The sequence below is a fragment of the Ensifer sp. SSB1 genome, assembly GCF_016652895.1.
Lineage (GTDB): Bacteria > Pseudomonadota > Alphaproteobacteria > Rhizobiales > Rhizobiaceae > Ensifer.
In genome coordinates, this window is the sequence record NZ_JAEPRP010000152.1 from 1 (window position 1) to 18,240 (window position 18,240).

20 protein-coding genes are annotated in these 18,240 nt (G+C 61.8%); 11 read left to right on the forward strand and 9 right to left on the reverse strand.

The genetic code is table 11. The features are described from left to right. Together I8N66_RS28505 and I8N66_RS28510 are read right to left on the reverse strand one after the other, a co-directional pair. On the reverse strand, positions 1-703 hold a 703-nt coding region (locus I8N66_RS28505), incomplete at its 3' end, for an ABC transporter permease (protein ID WP_291161153.1). A gap of 81 nt (positions 704-784) precedes the next feature. Then, positions 785-1,861, reverse strand: coding sequence for an ABC transporter ATP-binding protein (locus tag I8N66_RS28510; protein WP_291161156.1), 1,077 nt, complete (start codon positions 1,859-1,861; stop codon positions 785-787). 585 nt (positions 1,862-2,446) lie between these two features. On the opposite strand from I8N66_RS28510, the gene I8N66_RS28515 reads away from it, so the two are divergent. Next, a complete protein-coding gene (locus I8N66_RS28515) occupies positions 2,447-3,457 on the forward strand; it encodes a GntR family transcriptional regulator (RefSeq protein WP_291161159.1) in 1,011 nt (336 codons plus the stop codon). Between the two features lie 177 nt (positions 3,458-3,634). Here I8N66_RS28515 and I8N66_RS28520 read toward each other — a convergent pair whose 3' ends face one another. From I8N66_RS28520 to I8N66_RS28540, 5 genes are all read right to left on the reverse strand, one after another. Beyond that, positions 3,635-4,615 (reverse strand): biotin-dependent carboxyltransferase family protein, encoded by a 981-nt coding sequence (locus tag I8N66_RS28520; RefSeq protein WP_291161162.1) that lies wholly within the window; start codon positions 4,613-4,615, stop codon positions 3,635-3,637. Continuing rightward, entirely contained in the window at positions 4,605-5,480 is an 876-nt protein-coding gene (locus I8N66_RS28525; RefSeq protein WP_291161165.1) for a carboxyltransferase domain-containing protein, read from the reverse strand. The genes I8N66_RS28520 and I8N66_RS28525 overlap by 11 nt, the downstream gene beginning before the upstream one ends. Then, positions 5,480-6,865, reverse strand: a complete 1,386-nt coding sequence (locus I8N66_RS28530) for an acetyl-CoA carboxylase biotin carboxylase subunit (RefSeq protein ID WP_291161168.1) — start codon at positions 6,863-6,865, stop codon at positions 5,480-5,482. Before I8N66_RS28530 ends, I8N66_RS28525 begins: the two co-directional genes overlap by 1 nt. Further along, the gene (locus tag I8N66_RS28535; protein WP_043621692.1) at positions 6,862-7,104 is read right to left on the reverse strand and encodes an acetyl-CoA carboxylase; all 243 of its coding nucleotides are present in this window, start codon (positions 7,102-7,104) and stop codon (positions 6,862-6,864) included. The genes I8N66_RS28530 and I8N66_RS28535 overlap by 4 nt, the downstream gene beginning before the upstream one ends. A 115-nt stretch (positions 7,105-7,219) precedes the next feature. After that, positions 7,220-7,996 (reverse strand): 5-oxoprolinase subunit PxpA, encoded by a 777-nt coding sequence (locus tag I8N66_RS28540; RefSeq protein ID WP_291161203.1) that lies wholly within the window; start codon positions 7,994-7,996, stop codon positions 7,220-7,222. 272 nt (positions 7,997-8,268) lie between these two features. On the opposite strand from I8N66_RS28540, the gene I8N66_RS28545 reads away from it, so the two are divergent. Continuing rightward, complete coding sequence (locus tag I8N66_RS28545; protein ID WP_291161173.1) at positions 8,269-9,195, forward strand: LysR family transcriptional regulator; 927 nt, start codon at positions 8,269-8,271, stop codon at positions 9,193-9,195. Here I8N66_RS28545 and I8N66_RS28550 read toward each other — a convergent pair. Further along, on the reverse strand, positions 9,180-10,094 hold the full coding sequence (locus tag I8N66_RS28550; protein WP_291161175.1) for a LysR family transcriptional regulator: 915 nt from the start codon (positions 10,092-10,094) through the stop codon (positions 9,180-9,182). The genes I8N66_RS28545 and I8N66_RS28550 overlap by 16 nt on opposite strands. A 161-nt stretch (positions 10,095-10,255) precedes the next feature. Between I8N66_RS28550 and I8N66_RS28555 the strand changes: the two genes are divergently transcribed. From I8N66_RS28555 to I8N66_RS28590, 8 genes are all read left to right on the forward strand, one after another. After that, a complete protein-coding gene (locus I8N66_RS28555) occupies positions 10,256-10,951 on the forward strand; it encodes an ABC transporter permease subunit (protein WP_291161207.1) in 696 nt (231 codons plus the stop codon). Further along, positions 10,948-11,667, forward strand: coding sequence for an ABC transporter permease subunit (locus I8N66_RS28560; RefSeq protein WP_291161178.1), 720 nt, complete (start codon positions 10,948-10,950; stop codon positions 11,665-11,667). Before I8N66_RS28555 ends, I8N66_RS28560 begins: the two co-directional genes overlap by 4 nt. Continuing rightward, complete coding sequence (locus I8N66_RS28565) at positions 11,667-12,446, forward strand: ATP-binding cassette domain-containing protein (protein ID WP_113537469.1); 780 nt, start codon at positions 11,667-11,669, stop codon at positions 12,444-12,446. The genes I8N66_RS28560 and I8N66_RS28565 overlap by 1 nt, the downstream gene beginning before the upstream one ends. Before the next feature lie 35 nt (positions 12,447-12,481). Further along, positions 12,482-13,309 (forward strand): lysine/arginine/ornithine ABC transporter substrate-binding protein, encoded by an 828-nt coding sequence (locus I8N66_RS28570; protein WP_291161181.1) that lies wholly within the window; start codon positions 12,482-12,484, stop codon positions 13,307-13,309. Positions 13,310-13,370: 61 nt separating this feature from the next. Continuing rightward, on the forward strand, positions 13,371-14,492 hold the full coding sequence (locus tag I8N66_RS28575) for an FAD-dependent oxidoreductase (protein ID WP_291161184.1): 1,122 nt from the start codon (positions 13,371-13,373) through the stop codon (positions 14,490-14,492). After that, a complete protein-coding gene (locus tag I8N66_RS28580) occupies positions 14,476-14,775 on the forward strand; it encodes a (2Fe-2S)-binding protein (RefSeq protein WP_291161187.1) in 300 nt (99 codons plus the stop codon). Before I8N66_RS28575 ends, I8N66_RS28580 begins: the two co-directional genes overlap by 17 nt. 2 nt (positions 14,776-14,777) lie before the next feature. Next, entirely contained in the window at positions 14,778-16,256 is a 1,479-nt protein-coding gene (locus tag I8N66_RS28585; RefSeq protein ID WP_291161190.1) for an NAD(P)/FAD-dependent oxidoreductase, read from the forward strand. Between the two features lie 22 nt (positions 16,257-16,278). Then, positions 16,279-16,623: a RidA family protein gene (locus I8N66_RS28590; RefSeq protein ID WP_077500383.1), complete on the forward strand. Its 345-nt coding sequence runs from the start codon at positions 16,279-16,281 to the stop codon at positions 16,621-16,623. Between the two features lie 55 nt (positions 16,624-16,678). Here the strand turns inward: I8N66_RS28590 and I8N66_RS28595 are convergent, their stop codons facing one another. Beyond that, entirely contained in the window at positions 16,679-17,596 is a 918-nt protein-coding gene (locus tag I8N66_RS28595) for a LysR substrate-binding domain-containing protein (protein ID WP_291161197.1), read from the reverse strand. Positions 17,597-17,747: 151 nt separating this feature from the next. Here I8N66_RS28595 and I8N66_RS28600 point away from each other — a divergent pair. After that, the coding region (locus I8N66_RS28600; RefSeq protein WP_291161200.1) for an ABC transporter substrate-binding protein at positions 17,748-18,240 on the forward strand (493 nt) is incomplete at its 3' end.

The window sequence follows — 18,240 nt, forward strand, 5'->3', positions numbered from 1 at the left end:
CCGAGACGAAAATCGCACCGACGACCACGCCCGGCATGGAGAGCGGCAAAATGATCTTACGGAAGATCCGCCAGAAGCCGGCCCCCAGATCCTGCGCCGCCTCGATGACGGAGTGATCGATACGGCCCAGCATGAAGGCGATCGGCCCGACCATGAAGACGCAGTAGATCTGCGTCATGCCGATGATCACCGAGAGTTCCGAGAACAAAAGGACCTCGATCGGCGCATCGGTGATGCCGAGATTCATGAGGATCATGTTGATCGCTCCTTCCTTGCCGAGCATGGGGCGCCAGGCGAGAACGCGGATAAGGAACGAGGTCCAGAAGGGAATGACGCAAAGGACGAGCAGAACCGTCTGTAGCGCCTTGTTCTTGACGAAGAGCCCGACGTAGAGCGCCGCCGGGTAGCCGACGAGAACGGTGGCGACGAGCACGATCAGCCAGATGCGTACCGTCGTCCACAGCGCGCCGAGATAGGTATCGCTGGTGAAAAAGGTGACCCAGCTTTTCAGCGTCAGCGTCGGCTCGATCTTGAAGGTGGTCTGCGTCCAGAAGGACACATAGACCATCATCAGCATCGGCAGGACGAGGAACAGGACCATCCAGAGAACGCCAGGGGCGAGCAGCCATAGCGCCTTTCCGGTGGGCTTCCTCTCAGTGACGGTTTCCGCTTCCGTCTGTTCCGCAACGGCCATCATGCTCATCTCTCAATCTCCGGGGACCAGCGCAGCACCGAGGCACAGGCTCTGGCCGTTTCAGTTGCGCGCGTTTCAGGCGTAGACGTTTCAAGCGTAGACAAGGGCGTCTTCCCGCTTCCAGACGAGCGCGTAGCGACCCTGATCCTCATAGGCTTCAGGGGCGGCATGGCTGAGATGGGTCTCCACTTCGAAGACCCGCCCGTCATCCAGGGCGAAGAAGGAATTGACCGCAGCGCCGGAATATTCGCTGGCAACGAAGTTACCTTCGACGCGGACCTCATCGTCACCTATCGCCGCTTCGCGCGGGCGCACGGCAACGCGGTCGTAGCGGATCGCATAGGCCGGTTGCGTCGCGCGGGTTGCCGCGCGGCCGCCCAGCGAGAAGCGCCCGGCACTGCCGACAAAGGCGCCGCCCTCAAGACGTCCGGGAAAGAGGTTGTAGCAATTGAGGAAGCGAGCGACCGCCGGTGACGCCGGACGGTTGTAGATTGTGTCGGAATCGGCCGATTGCGCGATCCGGCCACGATCGAGCACCAGCACCGTGTCGCCCATCGCCAAGGCCTCGGTCTCACTTCCCGTCACGTGCAGGAAGGTCACGCCGCAGCGTTCGCGGATGGCGCGGAGTTCGGTGCGCATCCGGGCGCGCAGATTGGCGTCGAGCGCGCCGAGCGGCTCGTCGAGCAGGACCATGCGCGGTTCGGTGACGAGCGTGCGCGCCAGTGCGACGCGCTGCCGTTGACCGCCGGAAATCTGTGTGACGGCGCGGCCTTCGAGGCCGGTCAGGCCGACGAGAGCGATGATGTCCTTCACCCGAGCATCGATCACCCTGCGGTCCGTCACCGCGTCGACCTCGCGGTTTTCCAGGCCGAAGGCGATGTTCTGGGCGACCGAAAGATGCGGGAAGAGTGCGAAGTTCTGGAACACGAACCCGATGCCGCGCTGATGCGGCGCCACGGTGTCGATACGCTTGCCATCGAACAGGATGCTGCCGCCATCCGGGTCCTCGAAGCCGGCGATGACGCGCAGCAAGGTCGTCTTGCCGGAGCCGCTCGGCCCGAGGAGCGAGATATAGGCGTCGCCCGGCAGCGCGAGGTCGATACCATCGAGCGCACGCATCTCGCCAAAAGCCTTGGTGACGTTCTTGAGCTGTAGGACTGTCGACATCGTTTTCCTGCCCGTTATCGCCGACCGGCTACCAGCCAACGCTTCGCCCTCGCCGGCGCCGATCAGGCATCCGAACGCACATGCGATAGCGATCACGCATGGGTCACATGCGCGGCTGAGATCACGGTCCTCTGCGATTTAAAAAATAAGTTCCACCTGCACGCTTCTTCTGAGCGCTTGCATGTCACGAACCATGACATGAATGATTTTTGTATGCAATAGACTTTTATTCGGGTTTTGTCAGATGCATGTACATGGCAATATCGCACCTTAACCCAAGGAGGCGACACTCCCACCCTTCGCCAAGCAGCGCCATCACGCCATCTGCGAAACACTGTGGAATTGCGCATTTCATCAGGCGCAACCGCCATAACTCATCAACTTGGCCGCAGCCCCTGCCGCCTTCGCAAAGCTCCGCACTCATACAGAGGCGAAACGCCCTTACATGACATCGCAATGGACAACCGCGCAGAAAAAATGCACATGTGTATTCAATATGCATTTATTTTGCGCTGTCACGGTCACCGGCAAGTGGCGTAAAGAAAGGAGACGACTTTGCCAGCCAAACGGAAGATGCCAGACCGCATGAGCGAGCCACGCCTCGGCCAGAATCCGCAGCGCCGATACGAAATTGCCGAGGATGTGCTGCGAACGAACATTGCCGAAGGCACGCTGCCGCCCGGCCTCGTGCTGCTCGAAGGGCCGATCGCCGATATCCTGCAGATCTCGCGCGCGCCGGTGCAGCGCGCCCTGCTGCAGCTCGAAAGCGACGGGCTCGTGCACCGCTTCAAAGGCCGCGGCTATCTCGTCGGTCCACCCGGCCGGGCAATCGAACCGAACCGAACCGACATCAAGACGCTCGGCCTCATCGTTCCGCAACACGCCGACGAGGCCCTGCAAAGCCGCTCGTCCTGGGAGCGCATCTACGACGAGATCGAGAACGATGTGGCCGGCTGCGTGATCTTCGGCCAGTACCGCATTATCGAAAACGAGCTTGCCAACCATTTCAACGTCAGCCGGACGGTTGTGCGTGACGTGCTGACCCGCCTGCGCGAGCGTGGGCTCGTGCGTAAGAACCAGAGCTCGCACTGGATCGCCGGACCGCTGACGGCCCAGACCGTGAAGGATCATTTCATGCTGCGCCGACTGCTCGAGCCGCAGGCGCTGGCGCTTGGCGCGCCGCATATCGACCGAGACCGGCTGACAGCGCTTTTCAACCGGCTCGTCGAGTTCGGTCAGACGCAGGACGTGGACGGCTGGCTGGGCCTTGAAGACATTCTGGTGGAGTTCACCGAGGCCTGCGTGCTTGCGATGCCGAACGAACGCCTGCGCGAACTGATCCGCAACAACCTCTTGCCGGTGACGGCCACGGAGAGACTGCTTCGGCATTTGGGTCTGCCGGGCGACCCGGCGGTCATCGCGGAACTGAAGCTTATTGTCGAGCTGATGACGCGCGGCGCCAACGCAGCGGCGGCGTCGATGCTTGAAAGCCATATCGACGCGTCGCTGAACCGGACGATCGCACAGATGAAGATCGTGGCGATCATTCCCGGCCCCAGCGTCACCGCTGCTTACCTGACACGGGTCGTCGAATAGCGGGTGCAACGATGCGAGACGGGCGCCGCGAACTGATGCGGACGACGCCGATCGCAAAGTCAGGTCCGCCCTCCTCATCATTCGCCCTCCCGTCACCAAAGCGCCTAGTTACCGGCCGCAATCGAACTGTTCATGTTGAGGGCCAACAGCCGCTTGGGCGGCCGATCGCCGCTAGTGTCACGCCTTTCCGGCAATTGCCGCCCGCAAGGCTTCAAGCCGCCTGCCCTCTTCGGCGCGAGCCGCCAACGCTTCCTCCATCGTCACCTCGACGAAGCGGGTCGGTGTATGCGGCTGCAACTGACCGATGAGGTCCATGTCCGCCGAGATCACAGTCCCGACCATGAAGTAGCCGCCGCCCGATACGGCGTCGCGATGCAGGATGATCGGCTCCGTCCCGCCCGGCACCTGGATCGAGCCGTAGGGATAGCAACTGTCGACGATGTTCGAAGGATCGGAGCCGGCACCGAATGGCTGGTCACGATCGACGAAGCTGAGCTTGCGGCCACCGCGGAAGCGATAGCCCATGCGGTCGGCTTCCGGCGCCACCTTCCACTCGTCGGCAAAGAAGCTCTGCTTCGCCTCGTCCGTCAGGCGATCCCAGTAGAGCCCCGGCAGCACGCGCAGTGCGGCAGGTGCCGCGGGTTTGCGGCGCAGGCTTTCGTCAACCGCTAGCCCTTCGCGGCCGACGCTCGCTTGCCCAACCGGCAGCACGTCACCGGCTGCAAGCGCGCGTCCCTTGTATCCACCAAGCGCACCGATGGGATAGGTCGAGCGACTGCCAAGGGCTTCCGGCACGTCGACGCCGCCGGAGACGGCGATATAGATACGCGCGCCGGATTTCAGGAAGTCGAAGCTCAGGGTTTGGCCGGCCCTCACCCGAAAGGCCGTCCAGCCTGGCTGCAGCACGTCGTCGACCTTGACCGGCATGTCGGCGCCGGTGACGGCAACGAGCGCATCTTCGGTGAATTCGAGTTTGGGCCCGAGGAAGACCGCCTCCAGCCCGGCAGCGCCTTCATCGTTGCCGACAAGCAAGTTGGCGGCACGCATCGCGTAGCGATCCATTGCGCCACCGATCGGGATACCGAGATGGAAGTAGCCGGGACGGCCAAGGTCCTGGATGGTGGTCGCCAGACCATGATGCAGCACGTTAATGGCCATTGAGCACACCCTCCAGCTTGGTGTTGTATCCGGCGATATCCTTCTGGAACTCGCGCAGATCGAAGCTGACGTCGCGGATCGGTGGCGCGAAGCGGCCCTTGTCGACGTCCTCGACCGCCTGATCATAGGCGTCGCGGTCGATCGGCTTGAACTTGACGATGTCGCCAGGGCGGAAGAACACCATGAAATCGCGCAAATAGCTGGTCGTCTGCGTCGGATCGAAGATCGGCATCGGCGTGATGCCGAACATCTGGTAGCCGCCGGCGCCCCGCACCGAATAGATGCAGCCGAAACAGCCGCCGTGGCCGACCGTCAGCTTTGGCGTATCGGTCCGCGGCCTGAGATACTTCGGCACCTCGATCTGCCGTTGCCGCTCGACCATCTGATACATGAAGGGCAGGCCCGCAACGAAACCGACCATTGAGACGAACCAGGGCGAGCCTGAGTGGGCGGCTACGAAGTCGGTCACAGCGTCGTAGCCATTGATGCGCGCCGCATAGTCGAGGTCTGTACCGCCGGGGTCTTGGTGCCGTTCACGGAAGCGCATCAGCGTTTCGTGCGTCCAGGGGTCGTTGTAGAAGACCGGGATCTCGACGATGCGCGTACGGATGACCGGCTCAGCCCGCTCCGCCGCCCCCTCGATCGCCCGGACTTCCTTCAGAACGTCATCCGGCTTGAGGACGTCAGGATCGAACTTGATCTGGAAAGAAGCGTTCGCCGGGCAGATTTCCGTGACGCCGCGGATGCGGCTCTCCCGCACGCCCTTCGCCATGGAAAGGCTATTGAAGAAGGCTTCGAGCGACATCTCGTCGCTGCATTCGACGAACAGATGCTCGTCGCCTCCAAACGTATAACGTGTCGGCATCACGCGACCTCCGCGGTGCGGCCGCCCAGGGCGGCAAATTCGGTTTCCAGCCAAGTTTCGAGAAAGCGGGTGTGGAACGCACCCGCCGCGACTTGCGCGTCAGCGGCCAGCGCCTGATGCAGGGCGATCGTCGTCGGCACCCCTTCGATCTTCAAATCGGCAAGCGCTCGCGAAAGTCTGGCGAGACACGCTGACCTGTCCTCGCCCCAGACGATCAGCTTGCCAAGCAGGGAGTCGTAGAAGGGCGGTATCGTGTAGCCTTCGTAGAGCATCGTATCGAAACGAACGCCCTCGCCTTCAGGCACGCTCAAACGGGAAATCCTGCCGGGCGCCGGCATGAAGCCGCGTGCCGGGTCCTCGGCATTGATCCGGCACTCGATCGCGTGGCCGCGCACGGCGATGTCCGATTGACGCACGGAGAGCGACGCGCCGCCGGCGACACGGAACATCTCCTGCACGAGGTCGATGCCTGTGATCATCTCGGTGACGGGATGCTCGACCTGAATGCGGGTGTTGACCTCTATAAAGTAGAAGTCTCGCGTTTCATCGTCATAGAGGTATTCGACAGTGCCGGCGCCGCGATAGCCGACGGCCCGGGCGAGCGCCACGGCGCTGTCGCAGAGCTTCTGTCGCACATCTGCAGGCAGGAGGAACGAAGGCGCCTCTTCCCAAACCTTCTGGCGGCGGCGCTGCAGCGAGCACTCGCGCTCAAAGCAATGCACGAAGTTCTCGCCATCACCGAGGATCTGCACCTCGACGTGACGCGCGCGGGTGATGACTTTCTCGAGGTAGAGGCCGCCGTCGCCGAAAGAGGCGAGCGCCTCAGCCGACGCCTGGGGGAACTGCTTGTCGAGCTCCGCCAGATCGTTGACGATGCGGATGCCTCGCCCTCCACCGCCGGCGGCCGCCTTGATCATGACCGGAAAACCGGTCTCAGCCGTTACCGCATGCGCCTCTTCCACGCTCGAAATCCGGCCGTTGCTGCCGGGCACCGTCGGCATACCTGCCTTCTCGGCAACGGCACGGGCCTGCACCTTGTCGCCGAGCAGCCGGATGGCGTCACCCGAAGGGCCGATGAAGATCATGCCGGCAGCAACCACCGCATCGGCGAAATCGCCGTTCTCCGACAGGAAGCCGTAGCCCGGATGCACGGCATCGACGCCGGCACGCTTGGCGGCCGCGATCACGGCGGCAATATCGAGGTAGGATTTCTTCGGCGCCGGTGGACCGATTTCGATGGCTTCATCCGCGAGCTTCACGGCCAGCATATCCGCGTCCGCGGCGCTATAGACCTGAACCGTGCGAATACCGAGCGCCTTTGCCGCCCGGATGATGCGCACGGCGATTTCGCCGCGATTGGCAATCAGGACTGAACGGATGGTCATTGTTCCACCTCGGCGATCACCTGACCGGCCATGACCGGCTCTTCATTGTCGACGAGGAACCGGATGCTGCCGCCGGTGACGCCCGCCTGGATCTCCTGAAAGGTCTTCATCACTTCGATCAGACCGATCGCCTCATTCGAGGCTACCGCATCGCCGTCCGATTTGAACGGTGGCACATCCGGAGCAGACGACCGATAGAAGGTTCCTGGAAGGGGCGATCGGATTTCGTGCTTGCTCATGGTTGCCTCCGCTTTGTCATTTGGTCTTGATGCTTTTGATCGGACTGACAAAAAGCATGATTGAATCTAATAACTTAGAGTGGGATGCGGGCGAAAAGGCCGCCCACATTTTTCCTCATCCCGCTCTGAGCTGTGAAACAGGAGCGATGCGGATACCCTCCACCGCCAGCGCTTCCCGCATGAGGCGCACGATATCGAGTGCACCGAGTGTATCGGAATGGAAACAGATGGATTCGAACGCGATGTCGATGTCGCTGCCAGCCACTGTTCGCACACGCCCTTCCTTGCAGGCGCGCACCACTTTCCGTGCGATCGCGGCCGGGTCGGGACGCCCGGCGTCACGGGTAAAGACGATCGAACCACTGTCGTCGTAGTCGCGATCGGCATAGAACTCGCGAATGACCGGCTGCCCGACTTCGCGTGCGGCGATGTCCGTCTCCGAACCGGCCATGCAGAAAACGAAGGCGGTCGGTGCCACCGTGCGCATATATTGCAGGAAGATCTGCGAGAGTTCGCGGTTGACCGCCATCTCCATGTAAAGCGCGCCGTGCGGCTTCACATGCTGCAGGCTCGTGCCATGCCGTCTTGCAAACTCACGGATGGCGCCCACCTGGTAGACGATATCGTTGACCAGTTCGCGTGCGGTACCCGCGATCTTGCGGCGACCGAAGCCCTGCAAGTCACGGTAACCCGGATGCGCCCCGATGCCGACGCCATGCTCGGCTGCGAGCCGCACGGTCTCGTCCATCAGATTGGGGTCGCCGGCATGGAAGCCCGCGGCAATGTTGGCGGAGCTGATCAGCGCCATGAGCGTCGCATCGTCGGTGTCGCCGATATTCCAGCGACCGAAGGCCTCTCCCATGTCACAGTTGATGTCGACGACGTCGAGCAAGATCATTCCCTTCGATCAGGGCCGCCTCGAAAGCCGGCCAAACCTTCAATGAAGGAAACGCTAGGAGCATTTGGTGCATTTGAAAAATTCTATTTTCATATTCCTTATATCTGTTTTTCAGAATTCGCAGTTGCAATATCGTTCATGAGAAAATACCGTTGAAACCGCTATTTATGCGGATCTGCCTGAAACGCGATCAAATATCTGCACAAGGAGCGGGCAGGCTTTCTGATTTCCTGGCCTGCGTTATCGAAAAATCAGAAGAGAAGTCGATGTCGATCAGCCTTCGCCAGCTTCGCTATTTCGTCGCCACCGCCGAACTCGGGCAGATCTCGCAGGCTGCTGTCGATCTCTCCATTTCGCAGTCGGCCATCACCACCGCGATCAAGGAGTTGGAGCGGATCGTGGGAGCCAGCCTCTTCCTGCGCACACCGAGCGGCATGGACCTGACCATGGCGGGCCGTCAGTTTCTCTCGCATGCCTACGAGATCCTGAAGAAGGTGGACGAGGCAACGCATCTCAACGTCGTCAGCAGCTCGGTCGAGGGGACGCTCGCCATTGCAGCCACCTATACGGTGATCGGTTACTTCCTGCCGCAGCACATCGAGCGGCTGCGGCGGCTGTTCCCGAAGCTCGAGGTTCAGCTGTTCGAGCTCAATCGCGAGTCGATCGAGGAAGGATTGCTGACGAACCGATACGATATGGCGGTGCTGCTCACATCCAACATCCTCAATCCCGCGCTTCAGACCGAGAAGCTCATGAGTTCGACGCGGCGGCTTTGGGTTCCCGCCCAGCACCCGCTGCTTACGCGCGACAATGTTGGTTTTCGTGAGATCGCCCAGGAGCCCTACATCATGCTGACGGTCGATGAGGCCGCCCACACCTCGCTCAAATATTGGAGCGCATCGACCTTTCAGCCACGCGTCATCCTTCGAACGTCATCGGTGGAAGCGGTTCGGTCTCTCGTCGCCAATGGCCAGGGTGTGGCGATCCTTTCGGACATGGTTCACCGCCCCTGGTCGCTGGAAGGGCGCCGCATCGAAACGATCGATGTGCGCGACGCGGTTCCGGCGATGGATGTCGGCCTCGCCTGGCGCAGAGGCACCGAGTTCACGCCGGCAATGACCGCGCTTCGCTCCTATTTCCAGCAGGCCTTCCACAGTCCAGGCGGCCGTGCCGGCTCCTATGGCGCGGATTGAACGCGGAAGTCCTGGTCCCCGCGCAGCAACGCCTCGTGATAGCTCCAGAATTCGGTGACGAAGCGTTCGGCAAGGACGCTATCGGAACCCTGGCTGCGACGGATCGCGAGGAAGCCGGCGTCGACGAAGATCCCGAACGGCCTGACGACGACGCCGCGCCCCCGGAATTCGGTCGCGGACGATGGATCGATGATCGCAATGCCCGCCCCTTCGGAGACCAGCGTCAGCGCGGTATGGGAAAGGCGCGTCTCCAACGTCGATGACCTTGGAATGCCGGCCAGCGCCACCTCCACCCGCATGGCAAATAGCGTGCCGGGCTCCAGGGTGATCATGCGCTCATTGGCGAGATCGGCCGGCATGATGTTTTCCCGGTCGGCAAGCCTGTGACCAGCGGGAACAGCGACGACCGCCGGTATTGGGCGGGTCTCGATCAGAAACCCGGGACGGTCGAGCGGACCGTCGGCAAAGCCAAGGTCCACCTGCCCCGATGCGACCGCCTCGATCACGAGAGACGACGGAATACCGTTGAGCGAGGCATGAACGTTCGGCCGGTCGCGCAGGAACCACGCGAGGAAACGCGGCATGATCCCGTTGGCAAGGGCCGGCATGGCGGCAATCCGAAGCATGCCGGCGTTCTGCCGGCTGATCTCCTCGGCAAACGTCTTGATGCGCGATAGGCCGACATAGGCCCGCTCCACCTCCTGAAGCAACGTCAGCGCTTCCCGCGTGGGCGTCAGCTGGTTTCCCCGCCGGTCGAACAGCTTCAGCTTTGTATCGATTTCGAAGTCGCGGATCAGCCGGCTCACCGCCGGCTGGGTGATGGACATCAGCTCCGCCGCCGCCGTCATTTTCCCGGTCAACATGACGGTTCGGAACGCCTCTACCTGACGCAGGTTCATGGATCACCATAATATTTGGTTATGCTCTCGGTCCAATTACGAATTTGACGGTATTGAATCAAGCTGTCAAACCCACTGAAAACAAACCGTGGCGCCTGGCAGAACCGGCGCCGCACCAAGGGAACAAACTGGTGGGTGCTTTGAGCGCGTATCTCGATCTGATGGGGTTCGCCGAGGGAGCCTGGGGCATGGATATGCTCAGGGCGACAGGCGTTACGCTTTGCGTTGCCCTCAGCGGCTTTGCCGCCGGGGCGGTCTTTGGCTGTCTCTCCGCGGCGGCGTCGTTCTCGTCGCTGCGCGCTCTGAGGATATTGGCAGATGGTTACACCACCATCCTGCGCGGCATTCCCGATCTGCTCGTCATCTATCTCTTCTATTTCGGCAGCAGCGCGGTTTTAAGCCAACTCGGCGCTCTGTTCGGATCCGAGGGCTTCATCAGCGCCCCCGTGTTCCTGACCGGCGCTCTGGCGATCGGGGTGGTTTCAGGCGCCTATCAGGCCGAAGTCTATCGCGGTGCGGTGCTCGCGCTCTCCAAGGGCGAAATTGAAGCGGCAAGGGCCTACGGCATGCCGAACCACCTTCTGTTTCGCCGCATTATCCTCCCCCAGGCGACGCGGTTCGCAATCCCGGGTGTCGGCAATGTCTGGCAACTGGTGCTGAAGGAATCCGCACTCGTCTCGGTGGTGGGGCTGATCGAACTGATGCGGCAGGCACAGATCGGCGCAGGTTCGACACGCAAACCCTTCACCTTCTTCCTGACGGCTGCGGTGCTTTACCTGCTGATCAGCTTCGTGTCGGGCGTCCTGTTCCGGATTGCAGAGAAGCGCGCCATGCGCGGGATCAGGCGGGCACTATGATCGATCTACCCTTCATCTACGACGCCTTCGTGCAGCTTTGCAGCGGCATCCCGCTGACGTTGCAACTGATGGCGGTATCCGTCGCCTCCGGCGCCGTTCTGGCAATTGTTCTCGCAGCGATGCGACTGTCGACCTGGACACCGCTCGACCTTCTGGCGCGGATCTACATCTTCATCTTTCGCGGCACGCCGCTTCTGGTGCAGCTCTACCTCATCTACTACGGCCTCAGCCAGTTTCCCGAACTGCGCAAGACCTTCCTCTGGCCGTTCCTGCGGGAGGCCTATTGGTGCGCAGCGCTGGCGCTCGCGCTCAACACAGCAGCCTACAGCGCCGAAATCATCCGCGGCGGCGTTCTCTCAGTGCCTGCGGGGCAGATCGAAGCCGCGCGTGCCTATGGGATGAGCGGCTTCACTCTCATTCGCCGCATCATCGCGCCACAGGCGCTGCGGCAGATGCTGCCTGGCTACTCCAACGAAGTGATCCTGATGGTGAAATCGACGGCGCTGGCCTCGACCATAACCATGATGGAAGTCACCGGGCTGGCGGCAAAACTCATCTCGGCGACCTACCGGCCCGTGGAGATCTTCATCGCCGCCGGCGCGATCTATCTGCTGCTCAATTTCATCGTCAGCCGGCTGTTCAAGCTGTTCGAATACCGGCTTTCGGCCGCGCAGCGCCAACCCCTCTACCGACGTGCCGCAGGAGAAAATGCATGATGAACGCGCCCCTCGCGCCGGCCGTGAAGATCACCGGGCTCGAGAAGAGCTACGGTGCCTACAAGGTGCTGCATTCCATCTCGCTCAGTGCCAACCAGGGCGAAGTCGTCTCGATCCTTGGGGCCTCGGGTTCCGGCAAGTCCACGCTGCTTCGCTGCATCAACATGCTGGAAGTGCCGGATGCCGGCGAAATCTCCATTCACGGTGAGAGCTACAGGCTTACGCAGCGTTCGGGCTTCGCACCGCGCGTCGCCGATCCGAAGCAACTGCTGCGGCTTCGCTCCCAGGCGACGATGGTGTTCCAGTCCTTCAATCTCTGGTCACACCTGACGATCCTGGAAAATCTGATCGAGGCGCCGGTCCATGTGCAAAAGCGCAAACGCGCCGAATGCGTCGCGGAGGCCGAAGCCCTCCTCGAGCGGGTGGGGATCGCCGACAAGCGCAACTTCTATCCGGCACATCTTTCCGGCGGCCAGCAGCAACGTGCGGCGATCGCCCGGGCACTCGCCATGCGACCCAAGATCATGCTGTTCGATGAACCGACTTCGGCACTCGATCCGGAACTGGTCGCCGAGGTGCTGAAGGTCATGCGCGATCTCGCAGCCGAGGGCCGCACCATGCTCGTCGTCACCCATGAGATGGGCTTTGCCCGCGACGTCTCGAGCCGGGTTCTGTTCCTGCACAAGGGGCTGATTGAAGAGGACGGTCGCCCGGAGCAGGTCTTCTCGAACCCGAAGAGCGAGCGCTTCCGCCAGTTCATTTCCAAGCACAACGCCTGAAACCAACTTTGAAAAAAACCAAGAGAGGAGAACGCATGAAACTGAAGATTGTCTTGTCTGCCGCAGGCCTGCTGGCAACGGCCCATGTCGCGCAAGCGGAGGACGTGATCCGCATCGCCACGGAAGGCGCCTATGCGCCGTGGAACTTTTCCGGCCCCAACAATGTGCTGGAAGGCTTCGAGATCGACCTGGCGAACGACCTGTGCGGACGCATGAAGGCCAAGTGCGAAATCGTTGCGCAGAACTGGGATGGCATCATCCCTTCGCTGACCGCCGGCAAATACGATGCCATCATGGCGGCCATGAGCATCACGCCGAAGCGTGAGGAAGTGATGGCCTTCTCCGCCCCCTACGCCACAGCGATCAATTCCTTTGCGGCAATGGAAGACAGCGAACTCGCCAACCTGCCGGAAACCGGCAAACCGCTTTCGGTCGATTCCGATGCCGCCAAGCCCGTACTTCAGGAAATTGCCAAGAAGATCCAGGGCAAGGCTGTCGGCGTACAGGGCTCCACCACGGCTTCCGCGTTCATGGAACAGTACTTTCAAGGTGGCGCCGACGTTCGCGAATACAAGACCACCGAAGAGCACAACTTCGATCTCGCGAGCGCCCGCCTCGACGCAGTCGTGGCCAATGCGACCGTTCTCGCAGCAGCGCTCGAGAAGGACGACATGAAGGGTGCCAAACTCACCGGCCCGCTCTTCTCGGGCAAGGTGTTCGGCATGATCGGCGTCGGACTGCGCAAGGAAGACACCGCACTGAAGGCTCGTTTCGACGACGTCATCAAGGCTGCCGTCGCCGACGGCACGGTGAAGAAGCTCTCCGAGAAGTGGTTCAAGGTGGACGTGAGCCCGCAGGAATAAGCCTCGACAACCGGCCCGTCCGAACTTTGGACGGGCCGCGCCGGCAAACGGACCGAAAAGCATGCGCAGACTACCAGATCAGGACATCGTCATCATTGGAGCAGGCCTTGTGGGCGCCGCCCTCGCCTGGGGCCTGGCGCGCGCGGGTGAGCGCCCGCTGCTTCTCGACGGAGACGATCTGTCGCTGCGCGCATCTCGCGCCAACTTTGCGCTGATCTGGGTTCAGGGCAAGGGTCTCGGCGCGCCCCATTATGCACGCTGGACAATGCGCTCGACCCGCCTTTGGCCGGAATTTGCGGCCGCCTTGCAAGAGACTTCCGCCATAGACGTTGCCGTGAAGCAAAATGGGGGCTTCACCTTTGCGCTGAGCGAGGCCGAGCTGGCACGGGCGCATGAAGACGTCGTGTCGGTTGCGCGCGAACTCGGCGATGATGCCGCGGAACATACCCTGCTTGACCACGCAGAGACGGCGAAACTGGTGCCGGCGATCGGGCGGGATGTCGTCGGCTCCGTCTATTCTCCAATGGATGGCGACGTGAACTCGCTCCGCCTGCTCCGGGCGCTTCATACAGGCATGATAAATCTCGGCGCTGCTTACGAGCCGCATTGTGAGATCGACGAGATCACCCCCCGATCGGGCGGATTCCAATTGAAGGGTTCCTGGGGCGAGGTTCTCGCCAAACGCGTCGTCCTGACGGCTGGCGTCGGCAACAGCCGGCTTGCCGCGATGGTCGGTATTCACGCGCCCTCCGTGCGCAGCAAGGGGCAGATCCTCGTCACCGAAAAATGCCGGCCATTTTTCCCCTACACCTCGGCCACGCTCAGACAAGCTGACGAAGGCGGCGTGATGATCGGTGACAGCCAGGAAACCCACACGGACTCGATTGCCACCAACCAGGACATCAGCGCGGTTCTGGCCGATCGGGCCATCAGGACATTTCCCTGCCTGAGTGGCGTCAACGTCCTTCGCTCCTGGGCCGGCTTCCGCGTCAAGACGCCCGACGGATTGCCCATTTACGAGCAGTCGGCCGCCTATCCCGGTGCCTATGTGGCGATGTGCCATTCCGGCGTGACGCTTGCCGCAATCCACGCGCTCGTCGTCGCCGGTGAGATCGCCACCCAGCAGGCCGTACTTGCCGGTAACACATTCCCCGGCCGGAGATTTCATGTTTCGCAGAATTGATAAAGCAGCGGAAACCGTCGCCATTACGTTCGACGGCATCCCGATGCGCGTCGACATTGGGCAGACGGTGGCCGCAGCACTCCTTGGCCAAGGTATCAGCACGTTGCGCAGAAGCGTCGTCGGCGATCGCCCACGCGCGCCCTATTGCCTGATGGGTGTCTGCTTCGAATGCCTGGTCACCATCGACGGCGTTCAGAACCGGCAGGCCTGCATGACCATCGTGCGTGACGGGATGGCGATCTCATCGCAAAGCGGTGCCCGCTCTCTGGACGAAGGGTGCTGACGATGGCGCTCCGGAAAATCGATGATCTTCATCGTCTCGACCGCGAATACGATCTCGCCATCATCGGTGCAGGGCCGGCCGGAATGGCAGCGGCGGCGGAAGCGGCGGCCGCCGGCGCGCGAACGATCCTCCTCGACGAAAACCCCGGCCCCGGCGGCCAGATCTACCGGTCGATCGAAGGGAATTCGCCGGCAAGACGCGCCTTCCTCGGCAAGGACTACTGGAAGGGAAAGGATGTCCTTAAAGCGTTTCTGCAGTGCGACGCGACCTACGTGCCCCAAGCACTTGTCTGGAGTGTCGAGCAAGGCGAGACCGATGGAAAGACAGCGGTTGAGCTGCGCGTTTCGGCCGGCGGCAAAAGCAGCATCGTCCATGCGCGGCGGGTCGTGTTCGCCACCGGCGCGATGGAACGGCCGATGCCTGTAAGGGGGTGGACGCTTCCCGGCGTGATGACGATCGGCGCGGCCCAGATCGCACTCAAATCTTCCGGGTTGGTGCCCGACGGTCGCGTTGTTTTGGCAGGGAGCGGTCCCCTGCTTTATCTCTTTGCCGACCAATTGCTGCAGGCGGGCGGCAACCTCGTCGCGGTGCTCGACACCACGCCGCGTTCGAACTGGACAAAGGCCCTTCCTTTCCTGCCCCCATTTCTGGTTTCGCCCTATCTGCTGAAAGGCCTGGCGCTGTTGGCGAAGGTCCGGCGCTCGGTGCCGGTTTTCACCGGCGTCGGGACCATCGAGATCATCGGTCAGGAGCGGGTCGCCGCGATCCGCTTTAAGGCCAGGGGCCGGACGGAGGAAATCGCCATCGACAGCGCTTTCCTGCATCAGGGCGTCGTCCCGAACAACAACCTGGCGAATGCGACCGGCTGCCTTCTTGCCTGGAATGACCGGCAGAAGTGTTTTCAGCCGCAACTGGATAGGCACGGCCGATCCTCGCTGCCGGCAATCTACGTCGCCGGTGACGGCGGCGGCATAGGTGGCGCGCTTGTCGCGGAGGTCGGCGGGCGAATAGCGGCGCTGGCCGCCTGTCGCGATCTCTTTCCGGAGAAGACGCGCCAGATCGGGCCACTTCTGGCGAAGCAAGAAAATCGGCGTAGAATCTTGTCGCGCGGCCGCACCTTCATCGACACGCTCTATCAGCCCGCCGTGGTGTTTCGCGCGCCGACCGATCGGGAGGCGATCGCATGCCGCTGCGAAGAAGTGACGGTCGGTGCCATCCGTGACGCCGCCGCGCGCAACGTGGTCGGCCCCAACCAGCTCAAGACGATGCTGCGCTGTGGCATGGGGCCGTGCCAGGGGCGCATGTGCACGGCGACCATCACCGAAATTCTGGCTGACGTGCAACAGCGGCCCCCCGCCGATATCGGCACCTACCGGATTCGCACACCGATTAAGCCTGTTCCCTTGCGCGAGTTCGCCTCGCTCCCCCTCACGCCGGATGCCGTCCAGGCCGTCACCGGCGACCATTCCGACAGAAGCTAACCCCTCAACAAAGGAAACTAAAATGGCAGAACGTCATCTCCGCACGCCCATCATGCACCGTGTCGTAGAACACAACGGCATCGTCTATGTCGGCGGCACGACCTGCGACGACGAAAGCCTCGACATGGCCGGCCAGACCCGGGAAATCTTAGCGAAGATCGATCGTTATCTGGCGGAAGCTGGCACCGACAAGACGAAGCTCCTGACGGCCACGATCTTCGTGACCGACCTAGGCAAGAAGCCGGACATGGATGCCGTTTGGAAGGCCTGGGTTGGCCCCGAAGAGCTTCCGACCCGCGCGACCGTGGGCGTTGCCGATCTCGGTGGTGACACACTGATTGAAGTGGTCGTCTCGGCCTACAAGTAGCCGTCGCTGGCCGGATCATGCGAGACGACGATTTCTCGCATGATCCGGCGCGCCGTCATTCAGGCGCGCTCGGTCGGGACTGAAGCTTGTCGAACGGGGCGACCGCCTGCCGCAGAAATTCGATGAGCCTGCTGGCTGCGAGCGATCGTGGATGGTTCCTCGGTGTAAGCAGCCACAGATCGATCGTCGTTTCCGGAACGATACTCCGCCGCACCAGAACGTCGCTGCCAAAATCGAGCCCGACGAATGAAGGCACGATGGAGACGCCAACGCCACTGGCGACGAAGCAGCAGGCCGTCTCAGAGAGCGGAACCTCGATGCGGTTTCTCTTCTGCACGCCCTTGATCTGAAAGGCACGGTCGATCGTCATCAACGAGCAATCGTCACGCGCCAGTGAGACGAAGGGATCGCCGCCGAGATCTTCCAGATCGATGACGGATTTGTCCGCCAGCGGATGGCCCGCAGGAAGCACGCAGACCATTTCGAAACGCATCAGGCGCTCGGCATCGACATTGGGATGTTCGAATGGCAGCACGCTGAGGCCGATATCCACCTGCTGTGCCGCGACGAGATCGATGATGCGCGGCGAAGGCAGGCTTCGCATCGTGAAGTGAATATCGGGCTGTTCGGCAAGCAGGGGCGAAAGCGCCTGCGCGAGAAAACGCGTGGTCAACGCCGGCGGAGCGACAAGCGTGATCTCCCCCCATTCCTGATTGCGGACGGCATCGGCGAGCCTTGCCACGCGCGCGGTCCCCGAGAACATCTTGGCGACCTCGCCCGCGAGCATACGGCCTTCGAGCGTTGGCGTGAGCCGGCCGCCGGCGCGAACGAAAAGCTGAAAGCCGCAGGCATCGGAAAAGCTGCGCAGGAGCTTGCTGACCGCCGGCTGAGAGATCCGCATGCGCTCAGCGGCAAGCGTGACCGAGCCGGTCTCGACGGTGTTGTGGAACGCCTCCAACTGGCGGATGTTCATGGGTATGCCTCTGCTTGGAATCGAGCAACATGAATTTTGGTTATAATGAGCGGATAATTTGATATTTGACAATCATATCCCGTCTCGCTTCTCTCACACCAACCAAACACGACAGATCGGGCGTTCGATCTGCTTCAAAAAGGGAACGAGAATGAGAATAGCCTTGGGAACGGCCCTACTGACTTTGGCGCTTTCGACATCGGCGCATGCCGGCGTCTTGTCGGTATGCGTGGAGGGATCGCCGGAAATCTTCAATCCGCAGCTGAGCAGCAGCGGAACGACGTCGAACGTGCTGGCCAATATCTACGACAATCTGGTGTCCGTGAAGGCAAACAGCTCGGACATCGAACCGGCACTGGCTGAAAGCTGGACGATCTCGGAGGATGGCCGGACCTACACTTTCAAGCTGCGCAAGGGCGTGAAGTGGCAGTCCAACGATCAGTTTATCCCGACGCGGGACTTCAACGCCGATGACGTGGTGTTCACCTTCGACCGGATGCTGAAGTCGGATCATCCCTATGCGAAGATCAGCAACGGCACCTACATCACCTTCAACACCAAGCTTGCCGATAGCCTGAAAGCGGTTTCCAAGATCGACGACTACACCGTTGCCTTTACCCTGAAGGAACCGCTCGCTCCGTTCA

Bases quoted from the DNA above. Each gene is read 5' to 3' on its own strand.
- I8N66_RS28530 (WP_291161168.1), bottom strand. From the start codon at position 6,865: ATGACCATCCGTTCAGTCCTGATTGCCAATCGCGGCGAAATCGCCGTG.
- I8N66_RS28595 (WP_291161197.1), bottom strand. From the start codon at position 17,596: ATGAACATCCGCCAGTTGGAGGCGTTCCACAACACCGTCGAGACCGGC.
- I8N66_RS28525 (WP_291161165.1), bottom strand. From the start codon at position 5,480: ATGCCGACACGTTATACGTTTGGAGGCGACGAGCATCTGTTCGTCGAA.
- I8N66_RS28585 (WP_291161190.1), top strand. From the start codon at position 14,778: ATGGCGCTCCGGAAAATCGATGATCTTCATCGTCTCGACCGCGAATAC.
- I8N66_RS28570 (WP_291161181.1), top strand. From the start codon at position 12,482: ATGAAACTGAAGATTGTCTTGTCTGCCGCAGGCCTGCTGGCAACGGCC.
- I8N66_RS28550 (WP_291161175.1), bottom strand. From the start codon at position 10,094: ATGAACCTGCGTCAGGTAGAGGCGTTCCGAACCGTCATGTTGACCGGG.
- I8N66_RS28575 (WP_291161184.1), top strand. From the start codon at position 13,371: ATGCGCAGACTACCAGATCAGGACATCGTCATCATTGGAGCAGGCCTT.
- I8N66_RS28565 (WP_113537469.1), top strand. From the start codon at position 11,667: ATGAACGCGCCCCTCGCGCCGGCCGTGAAGATCACCGGGCTCGAGAAG.
- I8N66_RS28535 (WP_043621692.1), bottom strand. From the start codon at position 7,104: ATGAGCAAGCACGAAATCCGATCGCCCCTTCCAGGAACCTTCTATCGG.
- I8N66_RS28580 (WP_291161187.1), top strand. From the start codon at position 14,476: ATGTTTCGCAGAATTGATAAAGCAGCGGAAACCGTCGCCATTACGTTC.
- I8N66_RS28545 (WP_291161173.1), top strand. From the start codon at position 8,269: ATGTCGATCAGCCTTCGCCAGCTTCGCTATTTCGTCGCCACCGCCGAA.
- I8N66_RS28510 (WP_291161156.1), bottom strand. From the start codon at position 1,861: ATGTCGACAGTCCTACAGCTCAAGAACGTCACCAAGGCTTTTGGCGAG.
- I8N66_RS28555 (WP_291161207.1), top strand. From the start codon at position 10,256: ATGGGGTTCGCCGAGGGAGCCTGGGGCATGGATATGCTCAGGGCGACA.
- I8N66_RS28520 (WP_291161162.1), bottom strand. From the start codon at position 4,615: ATGGCCATTAACGTGCTGCATCATGGTCTGGCGACCACCATCCAGGAC.
- I8N66_RS28560 (WP_291161178.1), top strand. From the start codon at position 10,948: ATGATCGATCTACCCTTCATCTACGACGCCTTCGTGCAGCTTTGCAGC.
- I8N66_RS28590 (WP_077500383.1), top strand. From the start codon at position 16,279: ATGGCAGAACGTCATCTCCGCACGCCCATCATGCACCGTGTCGTAGAA.
- I8N66_RS28515 (WP_291161159.1), top strand. From the start codon at position 2,447: ATGAGCGAGCCACGCCTCGGCCAGAATCCGCAGCGCCGATACGAAATT.